The organism is Pantoea sp. BL1 (genome assembly GCF_000963985.1).
Classification (GTDB): Bacteria; Pseudomonadota; Gammaproteobacteria; order Enterobacterales; family Enterobacteriaceae; genus Pantoea; species Pantoea rwandensis_B.
In genome coordinates this window covers 1-26,895 of record NZ_JZRH01000033.1, presented here as the reverse complement: position 1 = coordinate 26,895, position 26,895 = coordinate 1, and the positions used below count along the sequence as shown (strand labels likewise).

Sequence of the window (26,895 nt, the reverse complement as noted above, 5' to 3'; positions counted from 1 at the left end):
ACGCCGTCGCTTACTTCGTCAAGCGCGAGTGTATTCACACCTTTGCCGCCTTCCTGTGACGCGAACTATTCAGGGTTAACGATTTTCATAAAGGACCACAGGCAGCCATGCAAGAGCAATACCGCCCGGAAGAGATAGAATCCCGCGTCCAACAGCACTGGGACGAATACGAAACCTTTAAAGTGACCGAGCAGGAAGGCAAAGAGAAATACTACTGCCTTTCTATGCTGCCCTATCCTTCTGGCCGCCTACACATGGGCCACGTGCGTAACTACACCATCGGCGATGTGATTGCGCGCTATCAGCGCATGCTGGGTAAAAATGTCCTGCAGCCGATTGGCTGGGATGCATTCGGTCTGCCAGCCGAAGGCGCTGCGGTAAAAAACAACACCGCGCCCGCACCATGGACTTATGACAACATCGAATACATGAAGAACCAGCTTAAACTGCTGGGCTTTGGCTATGACTGGAGCCGTGAGTTGGCGACCTGCCAGCCAGAGTACTATCGCTGGGAACAGTGGTTCTTCACCAAGCTGTATGAAAAAGGCATGGTCTACAAAAAGACCTCAGCGGTGAACTGGTGCCCGCATGACCAAACCGTGCTGGCTAACGAACAGGTTATTGACGGCTGCTGCTGGCGCTGTGACACCAAAGTTGAACGCAAAGAGATTCCTCAGTGGTTCGTGAAAATCACCGCTTACGCGGAAGAGCTGCTCAACGATCTGGATAAGCTGGAAGACTGGCCTGAAACGGTCAAGACCATGCAGCGTAACTGGATTGGTCGTTCTGAAGGCGTGGAAATCACTTTCGATGTGGCGTACAGCGAAGAGAAATTAACGGTTTACACCACACGTCCGGACACCTTCCTCGGTGCGACCTACGTTGCGGTGGCAGCCGGTCACCCACTGGCGCGCCAGGCTGCGGCCAGCAACCCTGCGTTGTCTGATTTTATCGCCGAGTGCAGCACCACAAAAGTGGCTGAAGCGGATATGGCGACGATGGAGAAGAAAGGCATGGCCACCGGCCTGTTTGCTATCCATCCGCTGACGGGCGAAGAGATCCCGGTCTGGGTTGCTAACTTTGTCCTGATGGAATACGGCACCGGCGCAGTCATGGCAGTTCCAGGGCATGACCAGCGTGACTGGGAGTTCGCCACCAAGTACAACCTGAACATCAAGCCAGTGATCCTGAATCTGGATGGTTCAACGCCTGATCTGAGCGAAGCGGCGATGACCGATAAAGGCGCACTGTTCAACTCGGGTGAGTTCAACGGTCTGGATCATCAGGCAGGCTTCAACGCCATTGCTGATGCATTGGCGGCGAAAGGCGTTGGCGTGCGTAAAGTCAACTATCGTCTGCGCGACTGGGGTGTGTCCCGTCAGCGTTACTGGGGTGCGCCAATCCCAATGGTGACACTGGAGGACGGCACGGTGATGCCAACGCCAGAAGATCAGCTGCCAGTGATTCTGCCAGAAGATGTGGTGATGGACGGTATCACCAGCCCGATCAAAGCCGATCCTGAGTGGGCGAAAACCACGGTTAACGGCCAGCCAGCGCTGCGCGAAACCGATACCTTTGACACCTTTATGGAGTCATCCTGGTACTACGCGCGTTACACCTGTGCCAACTACAACGAAGGCATGCTGGATCCTGCCGCCGCGAACTACTGGCTGCCAGTGGATCAGTATGTCGGTGGTATCGAACACGCCATCATGCACCTGATGTACTTCCGCTTCTACCACAAGCTGCTGCGTGACGCGGGCCTGGTGAACTCTGATGAGCCAGCCAAACGTCTGCTGTGTCAGGGCATGGTACTGGCCGATGCGTTCTATTACACCGGCGCGAGCGGCGAGCGTAACTGGGTTTCTCCGGTTGATGTTAGCGTCGAGCGCGATGAAAAAGGTCGTATTGTTAAGGCTGTCGACAACGCAGGCCGCGAAGTGGTTTATGCCGGCATGAGCAAGATGTCCAAGTCCAAAAACAACGGCATCGATCCACAGCTGATGGTTGAACGTTACGGTGCCGATACCGTGCGTCTGTTCATGATGTTTGCTTCACCAGCAGAAATGACGCTGGAATGGCAGGAATCTGGTGTCGAAGGTGCGAACCGCTTCCTGAAGCGCGTGTGGAAACTGGCCTACGAACACGTGGCGAAGGGTGCCACCGTGGCACTGGACCTCAATGCACTGAACGACGATCAGAAAGCGCTGCGTCGCGATCTGCACAAAACCATCGCCAAGGTGGCCGATGACGTGGGTCGTCGCCAGACGTTCAACACCGCTATCGCTGCCATCATGGAGTTGATGAACAAGCTGACTCGTGCCCCGCAGGAGAGCGAGCAAGATCGCGCATTGATGCAGGAAGCGCTGGTGGCGGTCGTTCGTCTGCTCTATCCGTTCACGCCGCACGCCAGCTATGTTCTGTGGCAGGCGCTGGGTGGAGAAGGTAACGTAGATGAAGCCAGCTGGCCGGTTGCGGATGAATCCGCGATGGTAGAAGATTCACTGCTGGTCGTTGTACAGGTGAATGGCAAAGTGCGCGGCAAGATTACCGTTGCGCCGGATGCTACGCAGGAGCAGGTTCAGGCGCGTGCTGCGCAGGAGCACATTGTGGCGAAATATCTGGAAGGCGTCACACTTCGTAAAGTGATTTATGTCCCTGGCAAACTGCTTAACCTGGTCGTAGGTTAAGTTCAGGAGGAACTGTGCGACAACTGATTATCAGGCTGTTTGTCCTGCTTGCGGTGATGATCACCGCAGGCTGTGGTTTTCACCCGCGCGGCACCACCATGGTGCCAAACGAGATGAAAACGCTGATCGTCCAGAGTGGCGACCCTTATGGTCCACTGGCGCGCACCGTGCGCCAGCAGCTGCGTATCAATGATGTCACCATTGTTGATGACAGCAAACAGGCCAGTGCCAAATACCCGACTCTGCGCTTAGGCGCAGAGGTCCAGGGACGTGATACCGCGTCAGTGTTTATCAGCGGCACCACTGCTGAGTATTCACTGGTAATGACAGTGACCGCGCAGGTTCTGATCCCGGGCAAAGGCATCTACCCGATCAGCACCACCGTGTACCGCTCTTTCTTCGACAACCCGAATGCCGCACTGGCGAAGGATGCCGAGCAAGACATGATCGTGCAGGAGATGCGTCAGCGTGCCGCCGAGCAACTGGTGCGTAAACTGTTAACGGTTCATGCCGCGCAGGAAAGCAACAAAGACACGTTGCCACAGCCGGAGATCATCGCACCAGGTGAGAATTCACCAGAAGTGTCCTCTTCGTCAGCAACCAGTCTGCAATGATCAGGATTTATCCTGAACAACTGAGCGCGCAGCTTCGTGATGGGCTGCGCGCCTGTTATTTTCTGACCGGCAATGAACCGCTGCTGATTCAGGAAAGTGCCGACGCCATTCGTGCGGCCTCCTCTTCTCAAGGCTTTGAAGAACACTTCACTGTCACTCTTGATGCGCAAACCGACTGGGATGCGATCTTTGCCAGCTGTCAGGCACTCAGCCTGTTCACACAACGCCAGACCTTAACGCTGCAACTGCCAGAAAACGGTGCCAATGCAGCGATGGCCGAGCAACTGATCAAACTCGCCAGCCTGCTGCACAGCGATATCCTGCTGCTGCTGCGCATGGCAAAACTGACCAAAGCGCAGGAAAACAGCGCCTGGTTTAAAGCGCTGAGCGCCCATGCCGTGCTGGTTCCCTGCCAGACACCCGAACAAGCGCAGCTGCCGCGCTGGGTCGCGAGCCGCGCCAAAGCCATGAAGCTGAGTGTTGATGACGCGGCGATTCAACTGCTGTGCTACTGCTATGAAGGCAACCTGCTGGCCCTGGCGCAGGCGCTGGAGCGCCTGTCACTGCTGTGGCCGGATGGCAAGCTCACTCTGCCCCGGGTAGAGGACGCGGTGAATGACGCTGCGCACTTTACCCCTTTCCACTGGGTGGATGCCCTGCTGGCGGGAAAAAGCAAACGTGCCCTGCATATTCTGCATCAGCTGGAAAAAGAGGATGCTGAAGGGGTGATTTTGCTGCGTTCTCTGCAACGTGATCTATTGACGCTGCTGCATTTGCAACGCAATCAGGGTAAACAGGGTCTGCGAGCGCTGATGGATCAACAACGCATCTGGCAGAACCGCCGCGCGCTGTTTACCGATGCGCTGCAACGCCTTGATGCACGTCGTCTGCAACGCGCGGTGCATCTGCTCGCCGAACTGGAGCTGACCATGAAGCAGGATTACGGTCAGAACCTTTGGCCGCAGCTCGAGACATTGTCGCTGCTGCTATGCCACCGCGATTTTCCCCTAAGCTTTACTGATGTCTAAACTCTACGCGCTGTTCGGCGGCACCTTCGACCCAATCCACTTTGGACATCTGCGCCCGGTGGAAGCACTGGCGCAGCAGGTGGGGCTGAAAAAGGTCACGCTGCTGCCCAACAACGTGCCACCACATCGGCCACAGCCTGAAGCCAGTGCCCGGCAGCGCGTGGAAATGCTGCGCTGCGCGATTGCAACCCGCCCCCTGTTTGATATTGATACGCGCGAGCTGGAACGGGATACGCCGTCATGGACGGTCGCAACGCTTGAAGCACTCCGTGCGGAACGCGGAGCAGAACAGCCCCTCGGGTTTATCATCGGACAAGATTCTCTGCTAACGTTAGCCAAATGGCATCGCTGGCAGGATCTCCTCTCTCTGTGCCATCTGTTGGTGTGCCAGCGACCGGGCTATGCGACACAGATGGAAACTCCTGAGATGCAGCAGTGGCTGGATGCGCATCGTGCACAGCAGGCAGAACAGTTGCATCATGCACCGGCAGGCCTTATCTGGCTGGCTGATACGCCGCTGTTCGACATCTCCGCCACGGAAATACGCCAGCGTCGTCACCTGGGTCAATCTTGCACCGATCTGCTGCCCGACGCGGTTATCGACTACATCGATCGCGCTGGCTTATATCGCGGTTGATCGTTGCGTGCTATACTGCGCCGCTTCATTTTAGGCTATGTTTTCCGGGCATTCAGCCTTCTCGTAATCACCTGTTTTTAAGGGGAACCTTTTGCAAGGTAAAGCACTCCAAGATTTCGTTATTGATAAGATTGACGATATTAAAGGCCAGGACATCATTGCTGTGGATGTTCAGGGCAAATCGAGCATCACCGATTGCATGATCATCTGCACCGGCACGTCGACGCGTCATGTGGTTTCGATCGCCGATCATGTGGTTCAGGAATCCCGTGCCGCGGGTTTAAAACCGCTGGGCGTGGATGGTAAAGCTGCCGCTGATTGGGTCGTCGTTGATCTTGGCGAAGTGATCGTACACGTGATGCAGGAAGAGAGCCGCCAGCTGTATGAGCTGGAAAAGCTCTGGAGCTAAGCCTTGAAACTGCAGCTTGTGGCCGTCGGCACCAAAATGCCTGACTGGGTTCAGACCGGTTTCATGGAGTATCTGCGCCGCTTCCCCAAGGATATGCCGTTTGAACTGACCGAAGTGCCTGCGGGTAAACGCGGCAAGAACGCGGACATCAAGCGCATCCTGGAAAAAGAGGGTGAAGCGATGTTAGCGGCCGTCGGCAAAGGCAACCGCATCGTCACGCTGGATATTCCAGGGCAGCCGTGGGAAACCCCACAGCTGGCGCAACAGCTTGAGCGCTGGAAACAAGATGGCCGCGATGTCAGCTTGTTGATTGGCGGTCCGGAAGGACTGGCGCCGGCCTGTAAAGCCGCTGCCGAGCAAAGCTGGTCGCTGTCCACGTTGACGTTGCCTCACCCGCTGGTGCGTGTGCTGGTAGCCGAAAGCCTGTATCGTGCCTGGAGCATCACCACGAATCATCCTTATCACCGTGAATAAACGCCTGACAACCTCCAGACAATAAACGCAGCGGATGAAATTACAGAGCAACGCCTTTCGCGATTACACTGCAGAACAGAAACTCTTTGTCCGCCGGGCTTTGGTGGCTTTTGTTGGCATTTTCCTGCTCTCCAGCGTGCTGGTGGTCAACCTCTATCATCTGCAAATTCTGCGTTTTGACGATTACAGCACCCGTTCCAATGAGAACCGCATCAAGCTGGTGCCCGTCGCGCCCAGCCGCGGCATCATCTTTGATCGCAACGGCGTCCCGCTGGCGCTGAACCGCACCATTTACCAGGCTGAACTGGTGCCCGAAAAAGTCGATGACCTGAAGCAGACGCTGCAGGATCTGCGCCCGGTGCTGGATCTGACGGACGACGATCTCGACGCCTTTGAAAAAGAGCGTAAGCGCTCACGTCGTTTCACCTCTATTCCGATTAAAATCGCACTCAACGAAGTGCAGGTGGCGCGCTTTGCCGTCAATCAGTACCGCTTCCCCGGTGTGGAAGTGAAAGGTTATCAGCGCCGCTATTATCCCTACGGTCAGACGCTGACGCATGTGGTGGGCTACGTCTCTAAAATTAACGATCGTGACGTTAAACGCCTTGATGATGAAGGTAAATGGCCTAACTATGCCGCGACGCATGATATCGGCAAGCTCGGTATCGAAAACTATTACGAAGATGTGCTGCATGGCAAAACCGGCTATGAAGAGGTTGAAGTTAACAACCGTGGCCGGGTGATCCGTCAGCTGCATGAGCAATCTCCACAGGCCGGCCGTGATATCTATCTGACCGTTGACCTGAAATTGCAACAGTATATCGAAACCCTGTTGACCGGTAGCCGTGCCGCCGTTGTGGTCAGCGATCCACGCACTGGTGAAATTCTGGCGCTGGTGTCCACACCCAGCTATGACCCCAATCTGTTTGTTGATGGCATCTCCAGCAAGGATTACAAAGCCCTGTTGAGCGATGAGAACCGTCCGCTGTATAACCGCGCGTTACAAGCATCCTACCCGCCAGCTTCAACGGTGAAACCTTATGTTGCCGTCTCTGCGCTGAGTGCAGGGGTGATTAACCGCAATACCAGCCTGTTTGACCCCGGCTGGTGGCAATTGCCCGGTTCGGAAAAGCGCTACCGCGACTGGAAAAAATGGGGACACGGCCGCCTGAATGTCACCAAATCGCTGGAAGAATCTGCCGATACCTTCTTCTATCAGGTCGCCTACGATATGGGCATCGATCGCCTGTCAGAGTGGATGACCAAATTTGGCTATGGCCATCGCACCGGTATTGATTTGCCGCAGGAAAGTCCCGGCAACATGCCAACACGTGAGTGGAAGCTGAAGCGCTTTAAGAAGCCCTGGTATCAGGGTGACACCATTCCGGTGGGCATTGGTCAGGGTTACTGGACTGCAACGCCGGTGCAGATGAACAAAGCCATGATGATTCTGATCAATGACGGCATCATCAAAGTGCCGCATTTATTGCGCGCCACCCGTGAAGGCCAAACCATGGTGCCGTACCGTCAGCCGCCGGATGCGCCGATTGGCGATATCCACTCGGGATACTGGGAAATTGCCAAAGATGGCATGTACGGCGTGGCCAACCGCGCGAACGGGACGGCGCACAAGAGTTTTGCCGATGCACCTTACAAAATCGCTGCGAAATCCGGTACTGCGCAGGTATTCGGTCTGAAAGAGAACGAAACCTATAACGCGCATAAAATTGCTGAACGCTTGCGTGACCATAAGTTAATGACGGCATTCGCGCCTTACGATAAACCGCGCGTTGCCGTGACCATGATTCTGGAGAACGGCGGTGCCGGCCCGGCAGTGGGTACGGTGATGCGTCAGATTCTCGACCACATAATGTTAGGCGACAACAATACCGTGCTGCCTGAAGCCGCACCGACGCCGCCTGGCTACGAAGGTGAATAAAGATGTCCATGAACGATAGCCCGCAGAAAAGATCGATCTGGACGCGTATCCATATCGATCCCCTGTTTATGCTGATCATCCTTGCGCTACTGGCTTACAGCGCCATCGTCATCTGGAGCGCCAGCGGTCAGGATCCCGGCATGATGGAGCGTAAACTCGGTCAGATTGCCATGGGCGTGATCATCATGCTGGTCATGGCGCAGGTGCCGCCGCGCGTGTATGAAAGTTGGGCGCCCTATCTCTACATTGTCTGCGTGATATTACTGGTGGCGGTGGATGCCTTTGGCCATATCAGTAAAGGGGCTCAGCGCTGGCTCGATCTCGGCTTTGTGCGTTTCCAGCCCTCCGAGATAGCCAAGATTGCGGTTCCGCTGATGGTGGCGCGATTTATTAACCGCGATGTCTGTCCACCCACGCTGAAAAACACCGGTATCGCGCTGGTGCTGATCTTCATGCCGACGCTGCTGGTAGCGGCGCAGCCTGACCTCGGTACCTCGATTCTGATCGCCGCATCCGGCCTGTTTGTGCTGTTCCTGTCGGGCATGAGCTGGAAGCTGATCGCCGTGGCGGTGCTACTGGTGGCGGCCTTTATTCCGGTGCTGTGGTTCTTCCTGATGCATGATTATCAGCGCGACCGCGTGATGATGCTGCTCGATCCTGAGAGTGACCCGCTCGGCGCCGGTTATCACATTATTCAGTCCAAGATTGCGATTGGATCCGGGGGTTTACGTGGCAAAGGCTGGCTGCATGGCACTCAGTCACAACTGGAGTTTTTGCCCGAGCGCCACACCGACTTTATCTTTGCGGTACTGGCAGAGGAACTCGGCCTGGTCGGCGTATTAGTGTTACTGGTACTGTATCTGCTGCTGATTTTGCGCGGCCTGATTGTTGCGGCGCGCGCGCAAACCACGTTCGGTCGCGTGATGGCCGGCGGTTTGATGTTGATTTTATTCGTCTATGTTTTCGTTAACATTGGTATGGTAAGTGGTATCTTACCCGTGGTCGGTGTTCCGCTGCCGCTGGTGAGCTACGGCGGGTCGGCGTTGATTGTATTAATGGCCGGATTTGGCATCGTGATGTCGATCCATACTCATCGAAAAATGTTATCTAAAAGCGTTTAAGAGGCTGCACATGCGTAAGGATTGGCTTGGGGTTGCACTGGCATCATTGGTACTGGCTGCCTGTTCGGCACCGGAACAGCAGAGTAATACTGCGCCACCGCAGCCGGCCTATAATGGCCCGGTGGTGGAAATCCCAGGCGTTGAACCGCGCTATGAACCCATCAATCCTTCTACCAGCCAGGATTACAGCGTTAATGGCAAAAATTATCGCGTGATCAAAGATCCTTCGAACTACAGCGAAGTCGGACTGGCCACCTGGTACGGTGCAGAAGCGCAAGGTAATCGCACAGCGATCGGCGAAGCTTACGACCCGGATGCCTTAACTGCAGCACATCCCACACTGCCATTGCCAAGTTATGTGCGCGTCACTAACCTCGCTAATGGCCGCCAGATTGTGGTGCGTGTTAATGACCGTGGCCCGTATACGCCCGGCCGCATCATTGACCTGTCTCGTGCGGCAGGCGACCGTTTGAATATCTCCAATAATTCGCGTGTGCGTGTGGATTACATCAAAGTCGCCCCGGATGGTTCCGTTTCTGGCCCGGGTACTATTGGCACAACCGTGGCGAAGCAGAGCTACGCCCTGCCCGCCCGTCCGGATCTTAACGGCGGCATGGTGATGATGGGTGGCAGCGCCAATACGACGCCAGCGCCTGCGCCGCAGGATGTTCGCGCAGTCGATAACAGTACCCTGCAGAGCAACGGTGGCCTGGGTGCCCCGGTACAAAGCAGCGGCTTCCTCGGCGCACCTCAGCCTTTAGCCAACGGCGTACTGGAAGGCAGTGAACCGGCCGCCACGCCTGCGCAATCAACGTCCGCTGCACCGGCTGCGGCATCGGTTTCTGCTCCAGCCAGCACTGCACCCGTGAACCAGAGTACGCGTACCGCCGGTGGATATGTGGTACAGGTCGGGGCAGTCAATGATGCAGCGCGCGCCCGTCAATTGGCGACCAGCCTGGGTAAACGTTTTGGCGTCCCCGGCAATGTGGAAGCCAATGGCAACGTTTATCGTATTCAACTCGGCGGGTACAGCAGCCGGGCGGAAGCCGCTGCGTTACAACAGCGACTGACCACTGAAGCACAGATGAGCTCATTTATTACCACTGCCCGCCCGTAATGTTACGGGCAGTTACCTTTACTGCTGAAACTGATTTGCAAAGCAAGATGTCGCTCGATCGGGCGTTTGCTATAGTAAGGCACTTTTTTCACTCTTAGCCCACGGATGTTGTAGTCCTTAACATGAATACGCTGAAACCCTCTCGTTTTCTGAAACGCCTGACAGTGGGATCACTGGTCGCCCTTTCTCTCAGCCATACCGCCTTTGCGGACGATGTTAACCTTAAGACGATGATCCCGGGCGTCCCGGAAATCGATGCTGAAGCTTATGTGCTGATCGATGCCAACTCCGGCAAAGTCCTGGCAGAAAAGAACGCCGATGCGCGCCGCGATCCCGCCAGTCTGACCAAAATGATGACCAGCTATGTGATTGGTCAGGCGGTCAAAGCAGGCAAAATCCATAACGATGATATCGTCACCGTTGGTAAAGACGCATGGGCCACCGGTAATCCGGTGTTCAAAGGCTCGTCACTGATGTTCCTGAAGCCAGGCGATCGCGTACCGGTTTCTCAACTGACGCGCGGCATCGTGTTGCAGTCAGGGAATGATGCCTGTGTGGCGATGGCTGATTACGTTGCCGGCAGCCAGGATGCGTTTGTTAGCCTGATGAATAACTACGTTGGCGCGTTGGGCCTGAAAAACACCCACTTCCAGACCGTGCACGGCCTGGATGCAGAAGGCCAGTACAGCTCAGCGCGTGATATGGCGCTGATCGGCCAGGCATTGATTCGTGATGTGCCGGACGAATACTCGGTCTACCGTGAAAAAGAGTTCACCTTCAACAATATCAAACAGATGAACCGTAATGGTCTGCTGTGGGATACCAGCCTGAACGTGGACGGCATCAAAACCGGTCACACCGATGCGGCAGGTTACAACCTGGTGGCTTCTGCCACTGAAGGCCAGATGCGTCTGATCTCTGCGGTTATGGGCGGTCACACCTATAAAGGTCGCGAAACCGAAAGCAAAAAGCTGCTGACCTGGGGCTTCCGTTTCTTTGAGACCGTGGCACCACTGAAAGCAGGCAAAGAGTTTGCTTCTGAGCCGGTCTGGTTTGGTAACAGCGATCGTGTCCAGTTGGGCGTTGAAAAAGATGCCTACCTGACCATTCCACGTGGCCGTATGAAAGACCTGAAAGCCAGCTATGTGCTGACCAATACCGAACTGCATGCGCCGCTGCAGAAAAATCAGGTTGTAGGCAGCATCAACTTCCAGCTTGATGGCAAAACCATTGAACAGCGTCCACTGGTGGTCCTGAACGAAGTGCAGGAAGGCGGTTTCTTCAGCCGTATCATTGATTACATCAAACTGATGTTCCATCACTGGTTTGGCTAAGACGCTTGAAAAATCGTCTGTCTGATACCATATAATTAGAAACCCCCGTTTCAAACGTATAGGGGAGGCTGGAAAGCCTCCCTTATCGATTTTTATGCATCACCTGTTGTAGGGGCGGCCTGCGGGCTTCTCTTCTCAATTTTAAGCACCGGAGCCAACATGAAAACCAAACTGAATGAACTGCTCGAATTCCCTACCCCCTTCACCTATAAAGTAATGGGTCTGGCGCAACCGGAGCTGGTTGATCAAGTGGTTGAAGTGGTACAGCGCCACGCCCCCGGCGACTATACCCCGGCGGTGAAACCCAGCAGCAAAGGTAACTACCATTCGGTTTCTATCACCATCACCGCAACGCATATCGAACAGGTAGAAACCCTGTATGAAGAACTGGGTAACATCGATATCGTGCGCATGGTACTGTAATACCCGCGCTGGCAAAGGCGGCTTTGCCAGCGTTATACTCAGCCCTCCACTCTTTACCGGACCTCCGCTTTGTCAGCTAACACGCTTCTTGTTCGTCAACTGGGCCAGCGCGACTGGCAACCTGTCTCCGATGCGATGCATCAGTTTACCGATCAACGTGACAGCAGCACCGCCGATGAAATCTGGCTGGTGGAACACCATCCGGTGTTTACCCAGGGCCAGGCAGGCAAAGCCGAACATCTGCTGATGCCGGGAGATATTCCGGTAGTGCAGAGCGATCGTGGCGGTCAGGTGACGTATCACGGGCCTGGGCAACAGGTGATGTACGTGCTGATTGATATTAAACGTCACAAAATCGGTGTCCGGGATCTGGTCACTGCGCTGGAGGAAACCGTGATCGCCACCCTGGCGGATTATGGTATCGCTGCGCGTGCGCGTGCCGACGCACCCGGCGTCTATATCGGCGATGACAAAGTGTGCTCGTTAGGCCTTCGTATTCGTAAAGGGTGCTCTTTCCATGGTCTGGCGTTGAATGTGGCGATGGACCTGGCGCCTTTCCTGCGCATCAATCCCTGCGGTTATGCCGGTATGCGTATGACGCAGTTAAGTGAAAAACAGCCGGGCGTCACAACCGCCGATGTACAACCCCGTTTGGTACAACATTTCGCCCGTTTGACTGGTTTCACCCAACTGGAATGGCAAAATGATGCAGCGGTCTGACCTTGACTGTCTGTGCTCATTTACAAAATTGTAACTTTAGCGCTCGCATATCGGCTGCTTATGCGCAGACGAAATGATATAATTTTTGCCATATTTTCAAATAAAGTTGAAAGCCTGGTTCTCAGTTTGAGTGAGGAAGCTTTCAAATCGCAATCCCGACCGGAACCTGCAGATTTATGAGTAAACCAATTCAGATGGAACGTGGCGTCAAGTATCGCGATGCCGACAAAATGGCGCTGATTCCGGTGAAAACCGTGATGGTCGAGCGTGAAGAGATTCTGCGTAAGCCGGAGTGGATGAAGATCAAACTCCCTGCGGATTCCAGCCGCATTCAGGGTATCAAAGCCGCCATGCGCAAAAATGGTCTGCACTCGGTGTGTGAAGAGGCCTCCTGCCCTAACCTCGCTGAATGTTTTAACCACGGCACCGCCACCTTTATGATCCTCGGCGCGATTTGTACACGTCGTTGCCCGTTCTGCGACGTCGCCCACGGCCGTCCAAATATGCCTGACGCCAACGAACCGCTGAAACTGGCACAAACCATTGCCGATATGGCGCTGCGTTATGTGGTGATCACCTCGGTTGACCGCGACGATCTGCGCGACGGCGGGGCTCAGCACTTTGCAGATTGCATCACTGCGATTCGCGAAAAAAGCCCTACCATCAAAATTGAAACTCTGGTGCCTGACTTCCGTGGTCGTATGGATCGTGCGCTGGAAATCCTCACCGCCACGCCGCCAGATGTGTTCAACCACAATATGGAAAACGTGCCGCGCGTTTACCGTCAGGTGCGTCCAGGTGCCAACTATGACTGGTCACTGAAGCTGCTGGAGCGTTTTAAAGAAGCGCATCCGGATGTGCCGACCAAATCTGGCCTGATGGTCGGATTGGGCGAAACCAATGCGGAAATCGTTGAAGTCATGCGTGATCTGCGTCGTCATGGCGTCACCATGCTCACACTCGGCCAGTATTTGCAGCCAAGCCGCCATCACCTGCCGGTACAGCGTTATGTTAGCCCGGCAGAGTTTGATGAGATGAAAGAAGAAGCCATGGCAATGGGCTTTACTCACGCGGCCTGTGGCCCGTTCGTTCGTTCTTCTTATCACGCAGATATGCAGGCTAAAGGGCTGGAAGTGAAATAATCGGTGCTGCGGGTGTGATGCCCGCACTCAGGCTGTTTTAACCTGCGCCCAAAAACAAAAACCAGACTGGAAGCAGTCTGGTTTTTTTATCAACGTCATAAATATTTACACTTATTGACGTTAAAAGTCGGATTACTCTTTGTGGCTCACGCGTTCAGCCGGCGCTTCTTCAGCGGTGCTCTTGGTTGCGGTGGATTCATCGTCTTTCATGGCTTTCTTGAAGCCTTTAATGGCGGAACCCAGATCACCACCCAGTGAACGTAACTTGTTGGTACCAAACAGCAGTACAATAAGTGCACCGATGATCAGCAGTTTGGCAATGCTGAAACCTTCCATACTTTACCTTTCAACCTTAGCGAAAAACAGACATGACTATTAACGCGCAGTTTATCAGCTGTCACAACTGGAATCTGTAACAGATTACGATCAACATCCGCGCAACATTAAATAAAGCGGCTCAAAAATGCCTGCGTTCGCGGGTGCTGTGGATTACCGATCACCTGCTCCGGTGTTCCCTGCTCTACCACTACGCCGCCATCCATAAATACCACCCGGTCCGCCGCCTCACGTGCAAAGCCAATCTCATGTGTCACCACGATCATGGTCAGACCGCGATCGGCCAGCGTGCGCATCGTCGCCAACACCTCCCCCACGAGTTCGGGGTCCAGCGCGGAAGTTGGCTCATCAAACAGCATCAACGCTGGTTTGATGGCTAAAGCGCGAGCAATCGCCACGCGCTGCTGCTGGCCGCCGGAAAGGTGACGTGGCCACGCATCGGCTTTGTCACTCAATCCCACCGTCGTCAGCAGTTCGCGCGCATGCTGCAACGCTTCCTGCCGAGGAAACTTATGCACACCAATGGGCGCTTCAATGATGTTTTGCAGCACGGTCATGTGTGGATAAAGGTTGAATTGCTGAAACACCATGCCGATCTTCTGACGCTGGTGAGCAATCCGCCGTGCCGACAGGCGATGCAGAATCCCACGCTTCAATTCGTAGCCAATCTGCTCTTCACCCACCATGATCGAGCCGGCGTTCATATCTTCCAGATGGTTAATACAACGCAGGAAGGTCGATTTGCCCGAGCCCGATGTCCCGAGAATCACCACCACTTCACCGGGAAACACATCCAGATCGATCCCTTTCAATACTTCATTATCGCCATAACTCTTCTGGACATTGCGCGCAGATACCAGCGGCTGAATCTCACTCATACATCCTCCTTCAGCTGATGTGTGGCTGCTACAGCCGTGTCTGCCCGGCGCTTGTTCACCACAGTACGTTTGGTGCCGCGTGCGTAGTAGCGTTCGATAGCGGACTGCCCAATATTCAGGATCGAAGTGATGAGCAGATACCAAATTACGGCGACCATCAGCATCGGGATAATTTCAAAGGTGCGGTTATAGACGGCCTGCACCGAGTAAAGCAGATCGCCCATGGCTATCACGCTCACCAGCGAGGTCGCTTTAATCATACTGATCAGCTGATTACCGGTCGGCGGAATGATGGATCGCATCGCCTGCGGAATGATAATGCGGCGCAGCGCACGGCTGCGGCTCATGCCAAACGCCTGCGTGGTTTCCACCTGCCCTTGATCAACCGATAACAGCCCGGCGCGGATAATCTCGGCCATGTACGCCGCTTCATTCAACGCCAGACCAGCAAACGCAGCAGTCAGCGGTGTAATCAGATCGTTGGTATTCCAGCTGGCGAAGGTGATGTCCGTCCAGGGTACTGTAATCGAAAGGGTTGGAAACAGCGTCGACAGGTTGTACCAAAAGATCAGCTGCACCAGCAGTGGCGTCCCCCGGAAAAACCAGATGTAGAGCGACGAGATGCCGCTCAGCAGTTTGTTTTCCGAAAGACGCCATACCGCCAGCAACAGGCCCAGCAGCGTACCGAGGATCATAGAGACCACCGTCAGCCCGAGCGTCACCTGCAGCCCTTTCATCACTGAGCCTTCAGTAAACCACTGTAACACCACTTTCCATTCAAAATTGGGATTGGTCGCCACCAGCCAGAGAAAGTTGGCTGCGATCACCAGTACCACAATCCATGAGATCCAGCGTCCATAAGTGGGCGCACTGCGGGCGAAAGCGACATCGCGCTGTTGCACGTTGGCCTTATCCCTGGCTCGCGTATTGTGGGTGACCGGATTCATTTTGCTGTCCCCTGCGCCAGATTACGACCCGGCTGCTGCAAGATATTGCCGTCGAGTTTCCACTTTTTCATGATCGCCGCGTAGGTGCCGTTCGCGAACAGCTCTTTGTAAGCATCCAGCACCACGTTGCCCAGATCAGAACCTTTTGGTACGACCGTGCCCTGGAAAATGTCGCCAAAGCCGTTTTTCTGTCCTTTACCGGAAAGCTCCAGCTGGCCATTGGCCTGCTCGATAAAGTAGGTCAGCGGCGCCTGAGAAGAGAAGAATGCATCAGAACGCTTAGAGCGCACCGCCAGAATTGATGAAGGCTGATCGGTAAAGGATTGCACCACCACCGCAGGCTTGCCCGCTGCAACGCAGGCATCCGACTGCTTACGAATCACCTGCTCAGCTGAACCGGCTGCCATCACGGCGATACGCTTGCCGCAGGTGTCTTCCAGACCGTTAATTTTCGCTGGATTGCCCTTCTGCACGCCGAACACCACGAACTCCTGCACAAAATCGATGAAGTCAACTTTCTGCTGACGATCGGGATAGTCGCCAATCGGCCCAATCGCCATCTGATAACGGCCCGAGTTAATGCCAGCTAAAACGCCCGACAAACCGCTGACCGTGGCATGTTCAATTTTCACACCCAGCAATTGAGCCAAAGCATTCGTCAGGTCAGCAGAGGCGCCGTCCATCGAATGTGGACCGTTCACGATCTCATAAGGAGGAAACGATCCGTTGTTTACCGAAATCATTTTTCCGGCGCTTTTAATCTCTGCTGGCAGGCGGTCATGCAGCGCCTGATCAACTTTCTGCGTTGGGATAGTTTCCGCTGCCTGCACCGCGCTGACCGTCAGCCCCAGCGCCAACGTTATTGCTGTTGTAAGTTTATTCATGAGCCAGTTCCCCAAAATCTATCAAAGTGGTTTCAGTTCAGGACGAGCAAAACGGCGGTTTTCCAGCACCGGCAGTACGCTACGTGCGTAGGCAATACGTTGTGGGTCGAGGTCGGCGAAGACCAGTGCCGCCGACTCTGGCGCTTTGGCAATCGCGACGCCGAGGGGATCGATGACCAGACTGTTGCCGATATTGCGCGGGCCACATTCGCCCACCGCCACCATGTAACAGGTGTTCTCCAGTGCGCGTGCAGTACACAGCAGTTCCCAGTGCATCTCTTTCAGCGGGCCTTTCACCCAGGCGGCAGGCAGCACCAGCACATCCGCACCGTCCAGTACCAGACGGCGCGCCAGCTCCGGGAAGCGCACGTCGTAGCAGGTCATCAGACCCACTTTCATCCCCGCCACTTCCACCAGCGGTGGGATTTCATTGCCTGGATTTACGCGCTGCGACTCCTGCATCGCAAACGCATCATAAAGATGCAGCTTTTCGTAGGCGGCGATGAGTTCACCGTTGCGAATGGCAATCAGCACGTTGAGCGCTTTGTTGCCCTCTGTCGGCACGTGCACGCTCATCATGGTGGTTAAATCGTTGCCCTTACTGACCGCCAGCAACTGTGTGATGAAAGGGCCATCCAACGGCTGTGCGGCTTTCAGTACCAAATCAGGGTCGGCAATATCACGCGCCAGCACGCCTTCTGGCAGGACCAGTAAATCCGCGCCTCCAGCCAGTGCATTGTTCATTAAACCGATGCAGATATCGGTGTTTTCCTGCCATTCGCGGCTGACAGCAAACTGCCCCATTGCAACTTTCATCTTCACTCCCCTTGCACTGCTGCCGGGAAAATCGCTTCCGGCGTCAGTAATGTTTTGGTTAAGCCTTGCTGGAACAGCTCGTTAGCAAAATCGGCGATCATCTTTTTGTTAGCGGAGAATCCGTTTTGATTCCAGTCCGCCGGTAATTCCTGCGCGGTACGTCGCAAATCATCCAGCAGCCACGGTGTGGTGTCGGCGTATTTCTCACGTTTCTGCATCCACATCTGGTACGAACGATCGATGATTTCGCTCAACGCCTGCGGCAGCCAGGGGTGCATTTCCGCCAGTGCCGGTTTCATCGCCAGCAGATGGATGCCCGGTACGTAGCCGACGCGGTTAAAGTAGTCGCGCTCGGCGGTCACAAAGTCGTTTTGCAATTGGCGCAGGCCAGAATTCTTCAGGAAGAAACCTTCCGGCATAAAGGGCGTGAACACCGCATCCAGTTCACCGGCCTTGAGCAGTTCGATCAGCGGGCGCTCACCCGGTGCCGGCTCAATGCGGCCCGGACGACCGAAGCCTGCGAGGCGATCAACAATCGGATGTTCTTCAGTCAAACGCCCGGCAAACCAGTACGCATCATCGATCTCCACGCCAGCCTCACGCAGCACGGTACGCGTCCAGGTATTGCCAGAATCCTGCCAGCCGGTCACCCCGATTTTCTTGCCTTTCAGCTGTGCGGGCGTGGTAATTGGGCTGTCAGCGGTAGTGATGATGCAGCGCTGGCGGAAGCCGCGCATCAGGAAGTGCGGCAGGCCGAGCAGTGCGTTATCACCTCTGGCACATGCCTGAGCATAGCGGCTAAATGACACTTCACCCGCATCGTATTTGTCGCTGGTCGCGAGGTTATCAACCAGCGTGCCCACGCGGTCAATCTCCAGCGTGAAGCCTTCTGGTTTGATGTCGCCGAGTGCCAGCGGGGTGAAATAATCCCAGTCACGCACCGCCAGTCTGATGGTTACCATAATTGTGCTTTCCCCGTTTTCGGCCAGAGATCTGGCGCTGTTTATTTATTCAGCAAATAGTGCTTGAATTTGAGTCTAAAACGCGAATACTAATCTGAACAATCAATTCTTTGTTACTGAACAAATGATTTTCTTATGACGCAAACGGTAGATGTCGAGTGGCTTAGCCAACAAATAGATGATGCTTCGGTAAAGGGAATAACGCTTACTGCCTCAACGCTAATTCGGGACGGCCAAATTGCTGTCGGTATGCAAATGCCTGCGGTGCGCGAACTGGCGGAGCGGCTGGGCGTCAGTCCGGCAACCGTTTCTGCTGCCTGGGCGCAGCTGAAGAAGCAGAAAGTACTGGCGGGTAAAGGACGCAGTGGCGTTTGGGTGTGTGGCAACAGCGTGCTGCCACGCCCCATCCGCTTCGAGAAGATTGGCAACTATGGCGAGAACATCCGTGCCTCACTGGCCATGGCATCACCCGATCCGGCGCTGCTCCCCGATCTCCAGCGGGCGATCCTCGCCGGCATTGCTTCGCCTGAGCTAAACAGCTATCAACGCGAAGCGATCTCCCCGCAATTGCAAGCGGCCATCAGCCCACGCTGGCCCTATCCGGCGGAAGCCTGGTTGGCCACTGACGGCGGCTTTGATGCCATGAATTTGATTGTGCAAACGCTGCTGTCACCGGGCGATCGGGTGGTGATTGAAAATCCCACCGCTACGCGTTTGCTGGATATGCTGGAGAATATTGGCGCAGAAATTTTGCCGCTACCCTGTGATGATCAGGGGCCGATCCCCACGGCGCTGGCCGCACATCTGCAAAAATCACCGGCGATGTTTATCTATCAGCCGCGCACGCATTCGGCCACCGGCTACAGCGTGACACAGCGTCGCAGTGCCGAGTTGGCACGGGTGCTGGCGAACAGTACCACGATGATTGTCGAGGATGATGGCATTGGCGATCTGTCGCGCTGGCCGGCCTGGAGCCTGGGTTTCCACTTCCCGGAGCGGGTCATTCACGTTCACTCTTTTTCCAAAGCCTATGGTCCCGATCTGCGCCTGGCGGCGTTATCCGCGACGGCAGACATGGTGAAACGACTGCAGTCGTGGCGTAATTTCGGCGTCAGCTGGACCAGCCGTATCTTGCAGGATGCGGTGGCGTGGATGCTCACCGATGAGGCCACACAGCAGAGAATTCAACAGGCGAAGACCGTTTACGCGCAGCGTCGCCAGCAGTTACTGGCGGCACTGGCAAAACGCGGAGTGGTGCTGGAAGAACGAGATGGGTTGAGTGTGCAAATCCCGGTGGAATCAGAGCAGTACGCCATGATCACCCTGGCAGCCCGCGGCATCGCCGTACTGCCGGGAGAACGCTGCTGCCTCAACGGCGAGCCGTTTATTCGCGTCAGTGCTTCGCTGCTCCCGTTCGATCAGCTTGAAAGCATTGCTGACGCGCTGGTCATCGCCACCGGGCGTGAACTTAAAGCGAGCCCAGATCTTTGATGTGATAACGCGGAGATTCCACATAGCCTTCACGCGAGTAGAACTGGTTGGCTTTAAGGCGGGAAGCGTGACAATGCACTTCCATACGATCGCAACCCCGCTCCCGCGCTAACTGCTCGGCATGGCTGAGCAGCTGTTGGCCACTGCCTTTACTGCGCTCGCCTTCCGCAATGCAAAAATAGCTGATGCGGGCGAAATCACCGGGCAGCGCCAGCTGGGGGATAAAGTGCAAAGAGAGAAACCCCAGAACCTGATTACCGTGTTCTGCCACCAATAAAATTTCGTCGGGATGGCTGCATAACTGCGCCAGACGCGTATCAATAAACTTTTCTGTGCCGCTGTAACCTAGTTCGGTTAACAGCGCACTCAGGGCAAAACTGTCTTTTGCCAGTGCCTGACGTATATTCATCCTGCCTCCTCATGAGTCCTTGCATGCAGTTATATAGCGTTGTTGCGTATAAAGCTGCAAGTAAGGATTGTTATGAGAATGTTACTGCCAGGTTCTGTGAAATACGCCGCAGAATGTGCCCTGTCATCAGACTGTCATCCCGGCTTAAGGTTGGCTTAACCTGGCTTTGCGATGCTGATTGAAATACATCTCTGGGGCGCGCACATGAAAAACCTGATTCCACGTAGCTACAATGAAGTGATGGCGCTTTTCGTCGCCATGGCAGCCGTGTTGGGCTATTCCCTGACCTGGTGGCACATGTAAAAAGGACAAAAAAAACCCGCCATTAGGCGGGTTTTCAAAATTCTAACTGTTAACTTACAGAGCGATAACGTTAGCAGCAGATGGGCCTTTAGCGCCGTCAGTGATTTCGAACTCTACACGCTGACCTTCAGCCAGAGTTTTGAAACCATTGCTCATGATTGCAGAGAAGTGTACGAATACATCTTTGCTGCCATCTTCTGGAGTAATGAAACCGAAGCCTTTCGACTCATTAAACCACTTAACGTTACCTTTGATCTTGGACATCTATATTACCTTTACATGAAAAATGGACACTAAACTGTGTCGGCATCTAGTACAGCAATTGCGGTGACATTTGTCCAGTGAGAATTGATGAAAAAGTGATAAATATTGATTTTTTGCATCCCCTTCACACTTTTTGACGCATTTCACCCGCTAAAACTGGAATCTCAACCAGGCAAAATAGACGTTGCCGTTATTATAAGTCCCTGGAATATAAGTCATTTGGAACGTAGCTGAACCATATCCTATTGATGCTAATGGCAAAACCAGTGGAACCGGGATATAACGCCAGTTATCTCTCGCCGTTACGCCCGCGGTGTAGCCTGCACCGATGTGGAAATTCTGATCGTTCAATGGCCGCCAGGTCGCTTCCCAGCCATAGCCGACGATAGGCTCCCATTCGTTGAACGAGTCTTTAAACACCATGGCATACAGCCCATGCCAGTTGCCTTTCTCATCCCAACGAGATACACCGCCACCTGCGCCCCACGGCCGCTCGTTGTACTTTTCGATATGCTCGTCATCATAGGTCCAGCGGTTATGCCAGGTGATAGCGGGCAGATATAAGTCATGATGCTGTGGCTGCGACCAGGTTTGCTCAACATTAGTACTAAATGTATTCCATCCCGCTTCAATGGCTTGCGATGTCGTGGCTGCTGATGCCGAAAACGTCATGGGTAACGTCAAAATTCCGCCTAAAAGTGCGGAGAAAATGTGCCGATTCACAAAAAAATCCTATTAAATCATCTCTTAAATTCGCCCCACCCTGTTAAAAAAACGCATTTGTTGAGTGGGAAATTATTAGCGCAACGAGTTAAAAGGATATTTAAAAAAGCGGCTAAAAACTCCAGGTATTATCTGTGTTACAACATTATTTTCCGATGATTTAGATTAGGTTGTGGTTTATCTGTGGAAAAAAATATCTCGGTCGTCAGGAAAATGCACATTAAGTGCACTTGATGCGTGATAATCACTCTACTAAATAACTTAATTTTCAGCAACTTAACGCCGATCATTTACATCAGAAATAAATTAATTAAATTTATGAATTGAACTCTGTGAGCGAATAAGATAAATCTCATCTTTCCAGGACGGAGAGGGAGGAAGATTGAAATGACGATTCGCTGTCGACGCTGCGGCTGCGCTAAATTTTATTTCACATTGCCAAAAGTGGAAGAGGAGAGAAATAACTCTCACCACGGTGCGTGTTGCGCGGGTTGTGATAAACCCATTGACTGGCGTGACCTTATTCCGGCAATGCTAACTTTTAGCGAATTTGCCGCGTCCCGGGCAGAATAACGAATTCAGGCACCTCGGGTGCCTGTTCGTGTCAGAAAATCAGTTTAAATACACCCGTAATCGTCAGTAATCCCACGATAAAAATGATGGCAATAATCCACAGAATTATTTTCATTGTTCGCTCCTTCAGTGATGAAAAATAACGCGCCCGTTATCCAGTATAGATGATCATTCTGTGTTCGCTGTGCAGTGCGAGCACTGTCACGCATCGTGATGAGCGTTGCCTTGCCTTCAGTTTTATTTCTGCGAGACGGGTCGCATGTCGCAATTTTATCCCCTCTCCCGCTGCGCACCGCCAGCCTGTGCTGTCTAAACTTACAGCGCCTCTAGCAGGCCTCAATTGTTATCACTGCCTACGTAACAAGGAGATCATATGAGCACGATTAATACCAGCATGGGGCGTTACAGCCTGAAGGCAAAGGATTACGGCAACCACATTAGTGGCAGCATTGCCATCAATGATGAAGGTGGCACCCAACTCACCATGCAAGAGTTTGAAGAGCATTACCTTGACGATGTCGTCAACAATGTCATTTATCCGGTCACGGGTGGGAACCGTGAAATTACCCGCGCGTTGCGCGATCAGATGGTAAAAGCGGGCTTTGAACAGCCGCATTGAGTTTTTGGGCCACAAATTGTGGCCCTTTGCTTTTGATAACCCTCACTTGCGGTAATGATAGGTTTAAGCGCAGGATGCATTATCGAAGATGACAAGGAGATTGACCGCGTGAGTACCCTTTACCGACTTCCCCCTTCCCAGCTCCATCAATTTGTTCAGGCCATTTGGTTACATGCCGGCAGCAGCGCCGAAGAGTCACGTTTAGTGGCTGACCATCTGGTGGCCGCCAATCTGGCCGGTCACGATTCCCACGGCGTGGGAATGATCCCAAGCTATATGAGTTCACTGAAGCAGGGCTTCCTGCAACTGAACCAGCACACCACCATTGAAAAGGATGCCGGTGCGGTACTCACCCTGCACGGTCATAACGGCTTTGGTCAGGTGGCTGCACATCAGGCAATGCAGTTGGGTATTGAGCGGGCAGCGAAGCTGGGCATCGCTGCGGTCGGCTTACACCATTCCCACCATATTGGTCGTATCGGTCATTGGGCGGAACAGTGCGCAGCGGCGGGATTCGTCTCTTTCCATTTCGTCAACGTGATGGGCGATCCGATGGTTGCGCCCTTTAACGGCAGCGACCGCCGTTTTGGTACTAACCCGTTCTGTGCCATCTTCCCGCGCGAAAATGCCAAACCGCTGCTGCTCGATTTCGCCACCAGCGGCATTGCCTACGGCAAAACGCGCGTGGCATGGAACAAAGGGCAACAGGTCGCGCCCGGTTATCTGATCGATCATCAGGGGCAGCCCACCACCGAGCCCGGCGTGATGCATCAGGCACCTTATGGCTCGCTGATGCCGTTTGGCCTGCACAAAGGTTATGCGCTGGCCACGATGTGCGAAATTCTTGGCGGTGCGCTGTCCGGCGGACGCACCACGCACGATGCCACGCTGGTCAGCAGCCATGACGCCATTTTCAACTGCATGACCACTATCATCGTCAATCCCGAAGCGTTTGATGCCCCTGCGATGCAGGAAGAAGCAGAATCGTTCCTCGAATGGGTAAAACGCTCGCCACAAAGCGGCGATGCACCGATTCAGGTGCCGGGTGAATGGGAAGAACAGAATCGTACCGAACGCGATCGTGAGGGGATTCCGCTCGACAGCAATAGTTGGGAACAGATTTGTGCAGCGGCATTACAAGCGGGCATGCCCGATGAAGAGCTGTCGGCCTTCCGCGCGCTGGCGCAGTAGACCGCAGCAGTGAAGAAGCTGAGGCACATCGCCTCAGCTGAATTCCGTCAGATAACGTTAGCCAGCAGTAAACAGCCGACCAAACCACACATCGAGATAATGGTTTCCAGCGCGGACCAGGAGCGAATAGTTTCGCCAATGGTCAGGTTGAAGTACTCCTTGAACAGCCAGAAGCCCGGATCGTTGACGTGAGAGAAGATCACGCTGCCGGAACCCACGGCAATCACCATCAGTTCCGGACTGGCACCGCTGGTGGCAATCAGTGGCGCAACGATCCCGCCGGCGGTAATCGCCGCCACGGTGGCTGAACCCAGCGCGATACGCAGCACTGCGGCGATAGACCACGCCATAAAGATCGGCGATACATTGGTCTCGTGCATCATACTCGCGATGTATTTATCGACGCCGCTGTCCACCAGCACCTGCTTGAACGCCCCGCCGCCGCCAATGATCAACAGCATCATGGCGATGATTTTGATCGAGTCGGTGATGGTGCCCATCACTTCATCCATACTCCGTCCACGGTTCAGACCAAAGGTGAAGATGGCGATCAGTACCGCAATCAGCGTTGCCATAATCGGGTCACCAAAGAACTCCGCATACGGCAACAACAGATGCCCTTTCGGCAACACCATCTCCGCGACGGCACGCAAGGCCATCAGCACTACCGGCACTAACGCCGTCCAGACGCTGACGCCAAAGCCCGGCATTTCTGCTTCGGTAAAGGTTTTTGGGTTCCACAAACCTTCCGGGATCGGTTTGTCGATGCCTTTCAGGAAGCGCGCATACACCGGACCCGCCAGAATCACGGTCGGAATACCCAGCAGCGTGCCATACAGCAGCGTTTTACCCATATCGGCGTTGAACAGCGTCGCAATCGCTGTTGGACCCGGATGCGGAGGCAGGAAACCGTGCGTCACCGACAATGCCGCAGCCATCGGCACGCCGACATACAACAGCGGCACACGCGCCGACGCCGCGATGCTGAACACCAGCGGCAGCATCAACACAAAGCCCACTTCATAGAACAGGGCGAAGCCCACCGTGAATCCGGTTAAGACCAGCGCCCACTGAATGTGTTTTTGACCAAATTTAGCAATCAGCGTGGTGGCAATACGCTGGGCACCGCCGCAGTCGGCCAGCAGTTTCCCCAGCATCGCGCCAAAGCCCATGATCAGCGCCAGACTACCCAGCGTGCCGCCCACGCCGGTTTTGATCGATCCAATCACTTTGTTGACGGGCATCCCCTGCATCATACCCACCGCCAGCGCGACCAGGATCAGCGCAATAAATCCGTTCAGCTTGAAGCGAATCATTAACAGCAGCAGTAAGGCTACGCCAATCGCCACATAGAGTAATGGCATAATTTTTCTCCACTTTTGCGCACGACAGCATGTCGGCAGCGGTTTGTTTTGTTTATCCCAAAGGACAGTCGATTCGGTGACATCGCTGAGAGGCACGCGGTCTGTCGCACAATGTTACGGGTATCATGTTAAGGGTAACATTGCGCACAAAGCATCAGCCGCGCGGGGGGAATTTCTGTTTTGCGAAGGTGATCAACTTTTTGCCAGGCAGTTATCAGAATGTTTGCAGCGGGGGCGTCACCGCTTTTGGTTACACTAAGGTCTTTATGCCCTTCAAAAAAGGATCTGCAGGTGAGTGAGAATCTGATCGAGTTGTACAGTAATCAACAAACCCTGTTTGGACGTGGCAGCATTGACCGCTTATTGCCGCTGCTGGCTGCCCATCCCCAACCGACGTTGCTGTTTTGTGGCCGGTCTTTCCTTAACGGTCCCGCCTGGCAGAGACTGGGTGCGGCACTCAATGACCAGATTCTGGGCTATGAGATTGTCAGCCATGAAGCCTCGCCTGATGAAATCGATGCCTGGGTCAATCGCTGGCGCGGTCATGTGGATCGCGTAGTGGCGATCGGCGGCGGCAGCGTGCTGGATGCCGCCAAAGCCTTCAGCGCCATGATGCAGCATCCGCTGAACACCGCACGCTACCTGGAGAAAGTGGGCGATACGCCGGTTCAGGCGATCACTCTGCCGCTGATCGCCATTCCCACCACCGCGGGAACGGGCAGTGAGGCGACGCAAAACGCCGTGGTGACCGATCAGCAGCATATTCAGGTGAAAGCGTCGCTGCGCCATCCGGTGTTTGTGCCACAGGTGGCCATTCTGGATGCCGATTTGCTCAAGGGCACGCCAGATAGCGTACTGGCAACCTGCGCCATTGATGCCTTTACCCATCTGTTTGAAGCGTATCTGTCGCGCAAAGGCAATCTGTTTACCCAACAAACGGCGCTGAATGGGCTGCGGCTGTTCTTTCAGGCGTGGCCAAACCTGAATCGTGACGATGCGCAAGGTGATGAAGCGCGAGAAGCGATGATGATGGCTTCCTGGCTGGGCGGCGTATGCCTGAGCAGTGCGGGATTGGGCGTGATTCATGGGATTGCCGGTGAACTGGGCGCTATCAAACCTTTCCATCACGGAGAAGTGTGTGGGCGTTTGCTGTTCCCATTCCTCGATGTACTGGCGGAAACCGAACACGCTGAACAGCAGCGTTTGATGACACAGTTGGGACAAGCATTGTTACCGGACGATCCGGCGCCGCCCGCGCTGGCGCTCAAAGCCTGGTTGCAGCAGCATGCGATTGTGCCGTTCTGGCAGGATGGGCCGACCTTGAGCGCCACCGACGTTGACTGGATTGTCGCGCGCGCCAACAGTAAAAACGGCTGGGTCAGTTACGATGCCCCCACCCTCACCGAGATGATCACTGCGGCCTGGCACGTTGCATAACATTGGTTGATTTAAACGGTACGGGCGCGCCAAATGAAGTGAACCCCTTA

Annotated in this window: 26 protein-coding genes and 1 pseudogene; 17 read left to right on the top strand and 10 right to left on the bottom strand. The window is 54.5% G+C overall.

Annotated elements, in window-relative coordinates; genetic code table 11:
• The first annotated feature begins 107 nt into the window (after window positions 1-107).
• The 13 genes from leuS (at window position 108) to lipA (ending at window position 13,648) form a co-directional block, all read left to right on the top strand.
• Window positions 108-2,690, top strand: a complete 2,583-nt coding sequence (leuS, locus tag VH86_RS15955) for a leucine--tRNA ligase (RefSeq protein WP_045833506.1) — start codon at window positions 108-110, stop codon at window positions 2,688-2,690.
• A 14-nt stretch (window positions 2,691-2,704) separates the two neighbouring features.
• Window positions 2,705-3,304, top strand: coding sequence for an LPS assembly lipoprotein LptE (gene lptE / locus VH86_RS15950; RefSeq protein ID WP_045833505.1), 600 nt, complete (start codon window positions 2,705-2,707; stop codon window positions 3,302-3,304).
• The gene (gene holA / locus VH86_RS15945) at window positions 3,301-4,332 is read left to right on the top strand and encodes a DNA polymerase III subunit delta (RefSeq protein WP_045833504.1); all 1,032 of its coding nucleotides are present in this window, start codon (window positions 3,301-3,303) and stop codon (window positions 4,330-4,332) included. Before lptE ends, holA begins: the two co-directional genes overlap by 4 nt.
• Complete coding sequence (gene nadD, locus VH86_RS15940) at window positions 4,325-4,969, top strand: nicotinate-nucleotide adenylyltransferase (RefSeq protein WP_045833503.1); 645 nt, start codon at window positions 4,325-4,327, stop codon at window positions 4,967-4,969. The genes holA and nadD overlap by 8 nt, the downstream gene beginning before the upstream one ends.
• 91 nt (window positions 4,970-5,060) lie before the next feature.
• Complete coding sequence (rsfS, locus tag VH86_RS15935) at window positions 5,061-5,378, top strand: ribosome silencing factor (RefSeq protein ID WP_038648315.1); 318 nt, start codon at window positions 5,061-5,063, stop codon at window positions 5,376-5,378.
• A gap of 3 nt (window positions 5,379-5,381) precedes the next feature.
• On the top strand, window positions 5,382-5,852 hold the full coding sequence (rlmH, locus tag VH86_RS15930) for a 23S rRNA (pseudouridine(1915)-N(3))-methyltransferase RlmH (protein WP_038648318.1): 471 nt from the start codon (window positions 5,382-5,384) through the stop codon (window positions 5,850-5,852).
• 34 nt (window positions 5,853-5,886) lie between these two features.
• On the top strand, window positions 5,887-7,791 hold the full coding sequence (gene mrdA / locus VH86_RS15925; protein WP_038648321.1) for a peptidoglycan DD-transpeptidase MrdA: 1,905 nt from the start codon (window positions 5,887-5,889) through the stop codon (window positions 7,789-7,791).
• Window positions 7,792-7,799: 8 nt separating this feature from the next.
• A complete protein-coding gene (gene mrdB, locus VH86_RS15920) occupies window positions 7,800-8,912 on the top strand; it encodes a peptidoglycan glycosyltransferase MrdB (protein WP_038650220.1) in 1,113 nt (370 codons plus the stop codon).
• Window positions 8,913-8,922: 10 nt separating this feature from the next.
• Window positions 8,923-10,029 (top strand): endolytic peptidoglycan transglycosylase RlpA, encoded by a 1,107-nt coding sequence (gene rlpA, locus VH86_RS15915; protein WP_045833502.1) that lies wholly within the window; start codon window positions 8,923-8,925, stop codon window positions 10,027-10,029.
• A 122-nt stretch (window positions 10,030-10,151) separates the two neighbouring features.
• Window positions 10,152-11,363 carry a D-alanyl-D-alanine carboxypeptidase DacA gene (gene dacA, locus VH86_RS15910; RefSeq protein ID WP_045833501.1) on the top strand — a complete coding sequence of 404 codons (1,212 nt, stop codon included), beginning with the start codon at window positions 10,152-10,154 and terminating at the stop codon, window positions 11,361-11,363.
• A 159-nt stretch (window positions 11,364-11,522) separates the two neighbouring features.
• Window positions 11,523-11,786, top strand: a complete 264-nt coding sequence (gene ybeD, locus VH86_RS15905; RefSeq protein ID WP_034829045.1) for a DUF493 family protein YbeD — start codon at window positions 11,523-11,525, stop codon at window positions 11,784-11,786.
• 69 nt (window positions 11,787-11,855) lie between these two features.
• Complete coding sequence (gene lipB, locus VH86_RS15900) at window positions 11,856-12,506, top strand: lipoyl(octanoyl) transferase LipB (protein ID WP_038648333.1); 651 nt, start codon at window positions 11,856-11,858, stop codon at window positions 12,504-12,506.
• Between the two features lie 176 nt (window positions 12,507-12,682).
• The gene (gene lipA, locus VH86_RS15895) at window positions 12,683-13,648 is read left to right on the top strand and encodes a lipoyl synthase (RefSeq protein ID WP_038648336.1); all 966 of its coding nucleotides are present in this window, start codon (window positions 12,683-12,685) and stop codon (window positions 13,646-13,648) included.
• A gap of 132 nt (window positions 13,649-13,780) precedes the next feature.
• Here the strand turns inward: lipA and tatE are convergent, their stop codons facing one another.
• From tatE to VH86_RS15865, 6 genes are all read right to left on the bottom strand, one after another.
• A complete protein-coding gene (gene tatE, locus VH86_RS15890) occupies window positions 13,781-13,984 on the bottom strand; it encodes a twin-arginine translocase subunit TatE (protein WP_034829040.1) in 204 nt (67 codons plus the stop codon).
• A gap of 107 nt (window positions 13,985-14,091) precedes the next feature.
• Window positions 14,092-14,862, bottom strand: a complete 771-nt coding sequence (locus VH86_RS15885) for an amino acid ABC transporter ATP-binding protein (RefSeq protein WP_045833500.1) — start codon at window positions 14,860-14,862, stop codon at window positions 14,092-14,094.
• Entirely contained in the window at window positions 14,859-15,809 is a 951-nt protein-coding gene (locus VH86_RS15880) for an amino acid ABC transporter permease (RefSeq protein ID WP_038648342.1), read from the bottom strand. Before VH86_RS15880 ends, VH86_RS15885 begins: the two co-directional genes overlap by 4 nt.
• Window positions 15,806-16,693, bottom strand: coding sequence for an ABC transporter substrate-binding protein (locus tag VH86_RS15875; RefSeq protein WP_045816519.1), 888 nt, complete (start codon window positions 16,691-16,693; stop codon window positions 15,806-15,808). The genes VH86_RS15880 and VH86_RS15875 overlap by 4 nt, the downstream gene beginning before the upstream one ends.
• 21 nt (window positions 16,694-16,714) lie before the next feature.
• The gene (locus tag VH86_RS15870; protein WP_034829032.1) at window positions 16,715-17,509 is read right to left on the bottom strand and encodes a deaminated glutathione amidase; all 795 of its coding nucleotides are present in this window, start codon (window positions 17,507-17,509) and stop codon (window positions 16,715-16,717) included.
• Between the two features lie 2 nt (window positions 17,510-17,511).
• A complete protein-coding gene (locus tag VH86_RS15865) occupies window positions 17,512-18,471 on the bottom strand; it encodes an ABC transporter substrate-binding protein (protein WP_045816520.1) in 960 nt (319 codons plus the stop codon).
• 135 nt (window positions 18,472-18,606) lie between these two features.
• Here VH86_RS15865 and VH86_RS15860 point away from each other — a divergent pair, with 135 nt between their 5' ends.
• Window positions 18,607-19,962 carry a PLP-dependent aminotransferase family protein gene (locus tag VH86_RS15860; protein WP_045833499.1) on the top strand — a complete coding sequence of 452 codons (1,356 nt, stop codon included), beginning with the start codon at window positions 18,607-18,609 and terminating at the stop codon, window positions 19,960-19,962.
• On the opposite strand, the gene VH86_RS15855 is transcribed toward VH86_RS15860, so the two are convergent.
• The 3 genes from VH86_RS15855 to pagP all read right to left on the bottom strand — a co-directional run bounded on the left by VH86_RS15855 (window position 19,940) and on the right by pagP (window position 21,610).
• Window positions 19,940-20,371, bottom strand: coding sequence for a GNAT family N-acetyltransferase (locus VH86_RS15855; RefSeq protein ID WP_034829026.1), 432 nt, complete (start codon window positions 20,369-20,371; stop codon window positions 19,940-19,942). The genes VH86_RS15860 and VH86_RS15855 overlap by 23 nt on opposite strands.
• A 357-nt stretch (window positions 20,372-20,728) precedes the next feature.
• Window positions 20,729-20,938, bottom strand: a complete 210-nt coding sequence (gene cspE / locus VH86_RS15850) for a transcription antiterminator/RNA stability regulator CspE (protein ID WP_034829024.1) — start codon at window positions 20,936-20,938, stop codon at window positions 20,729-20,731.
• Window positions 20,939-21,088: 150 nt separating this feature from the next.
• Window positions 21,089-21,610 carry a lipid IV(A) palmitoyltransferase PagP gene (gene pagP / locus VH86_RS15845; protein ID WP_082082870.1) on the bottom strand — a complete coding sequence of 174 codons (522 nt, stop codon included), beginning with the start codon at window positions 21,608-21,610 and terminating at the stop codon, window positions 21,089-21,091.
• 997 nt (window positions 21,611-22,607) lie between these two features.
• On the opposite strand from pagP, the gene VH86_RS15840 reads away from it, so the two are divergent.
• Both VH86_RS15840 and VH86_RS15835 read left to right on the top strand, forming a co-directional pair.
• Window positions 22,608-22,853 carry a hypothetical protein gene (locus VH86_RS15840; RefSeq protein ID WP_008103719.1) on the top strand — a complete coding sequence of 82 codons (246 nt, stop codon included), beginning with the start codon at window positions 22,608-22,610 and terminating at the stop codon, window positions 22,851-22,853.
• Window positions 22,854-22,961: 108 nt separating this feature from the next.
• Window positions 22,962-24,044 (top strand): malate/lactate/ureidoglycolate dehydrogenase, encoded by a 1,083-nt coding sequence (locus VH86_RS15835; RefSeq protein ID WP_045833497.1) that lies wholly within the window; start codon window positions 22,962-22,964, stop codon window positions 24,042-24,044.
• A gap of 47 nt (window positions 24,045-24,091) precedes the next feature.
• Here the strand turns inward: VH86_RS15835 and gntT are convergent, their stop codons facing one another.
• Window positions 24,092-25,408, bottom strand: coding sequence for a gluconate transporter (gntT, locus tag VH86_RS15830; protein WP_045833496.1), 1,317 nt, complete (start codon window positions 25,406-25,408; stop codon window positions 24,092-24,094).
• A gap of 125 nt (window positions 25,409-25,533) precedes the next feature.
• Here gntT and VH86_RS15825 point away from each other — a divergent pair.
• Window positions 25,534-26,845, top strand: a pseudogene (locus VH86_RS15825) (iron-containing alcohol dehydrogenase).
• Window positions 26,846-26,895 lie beyond the last annotated feature (50 nt).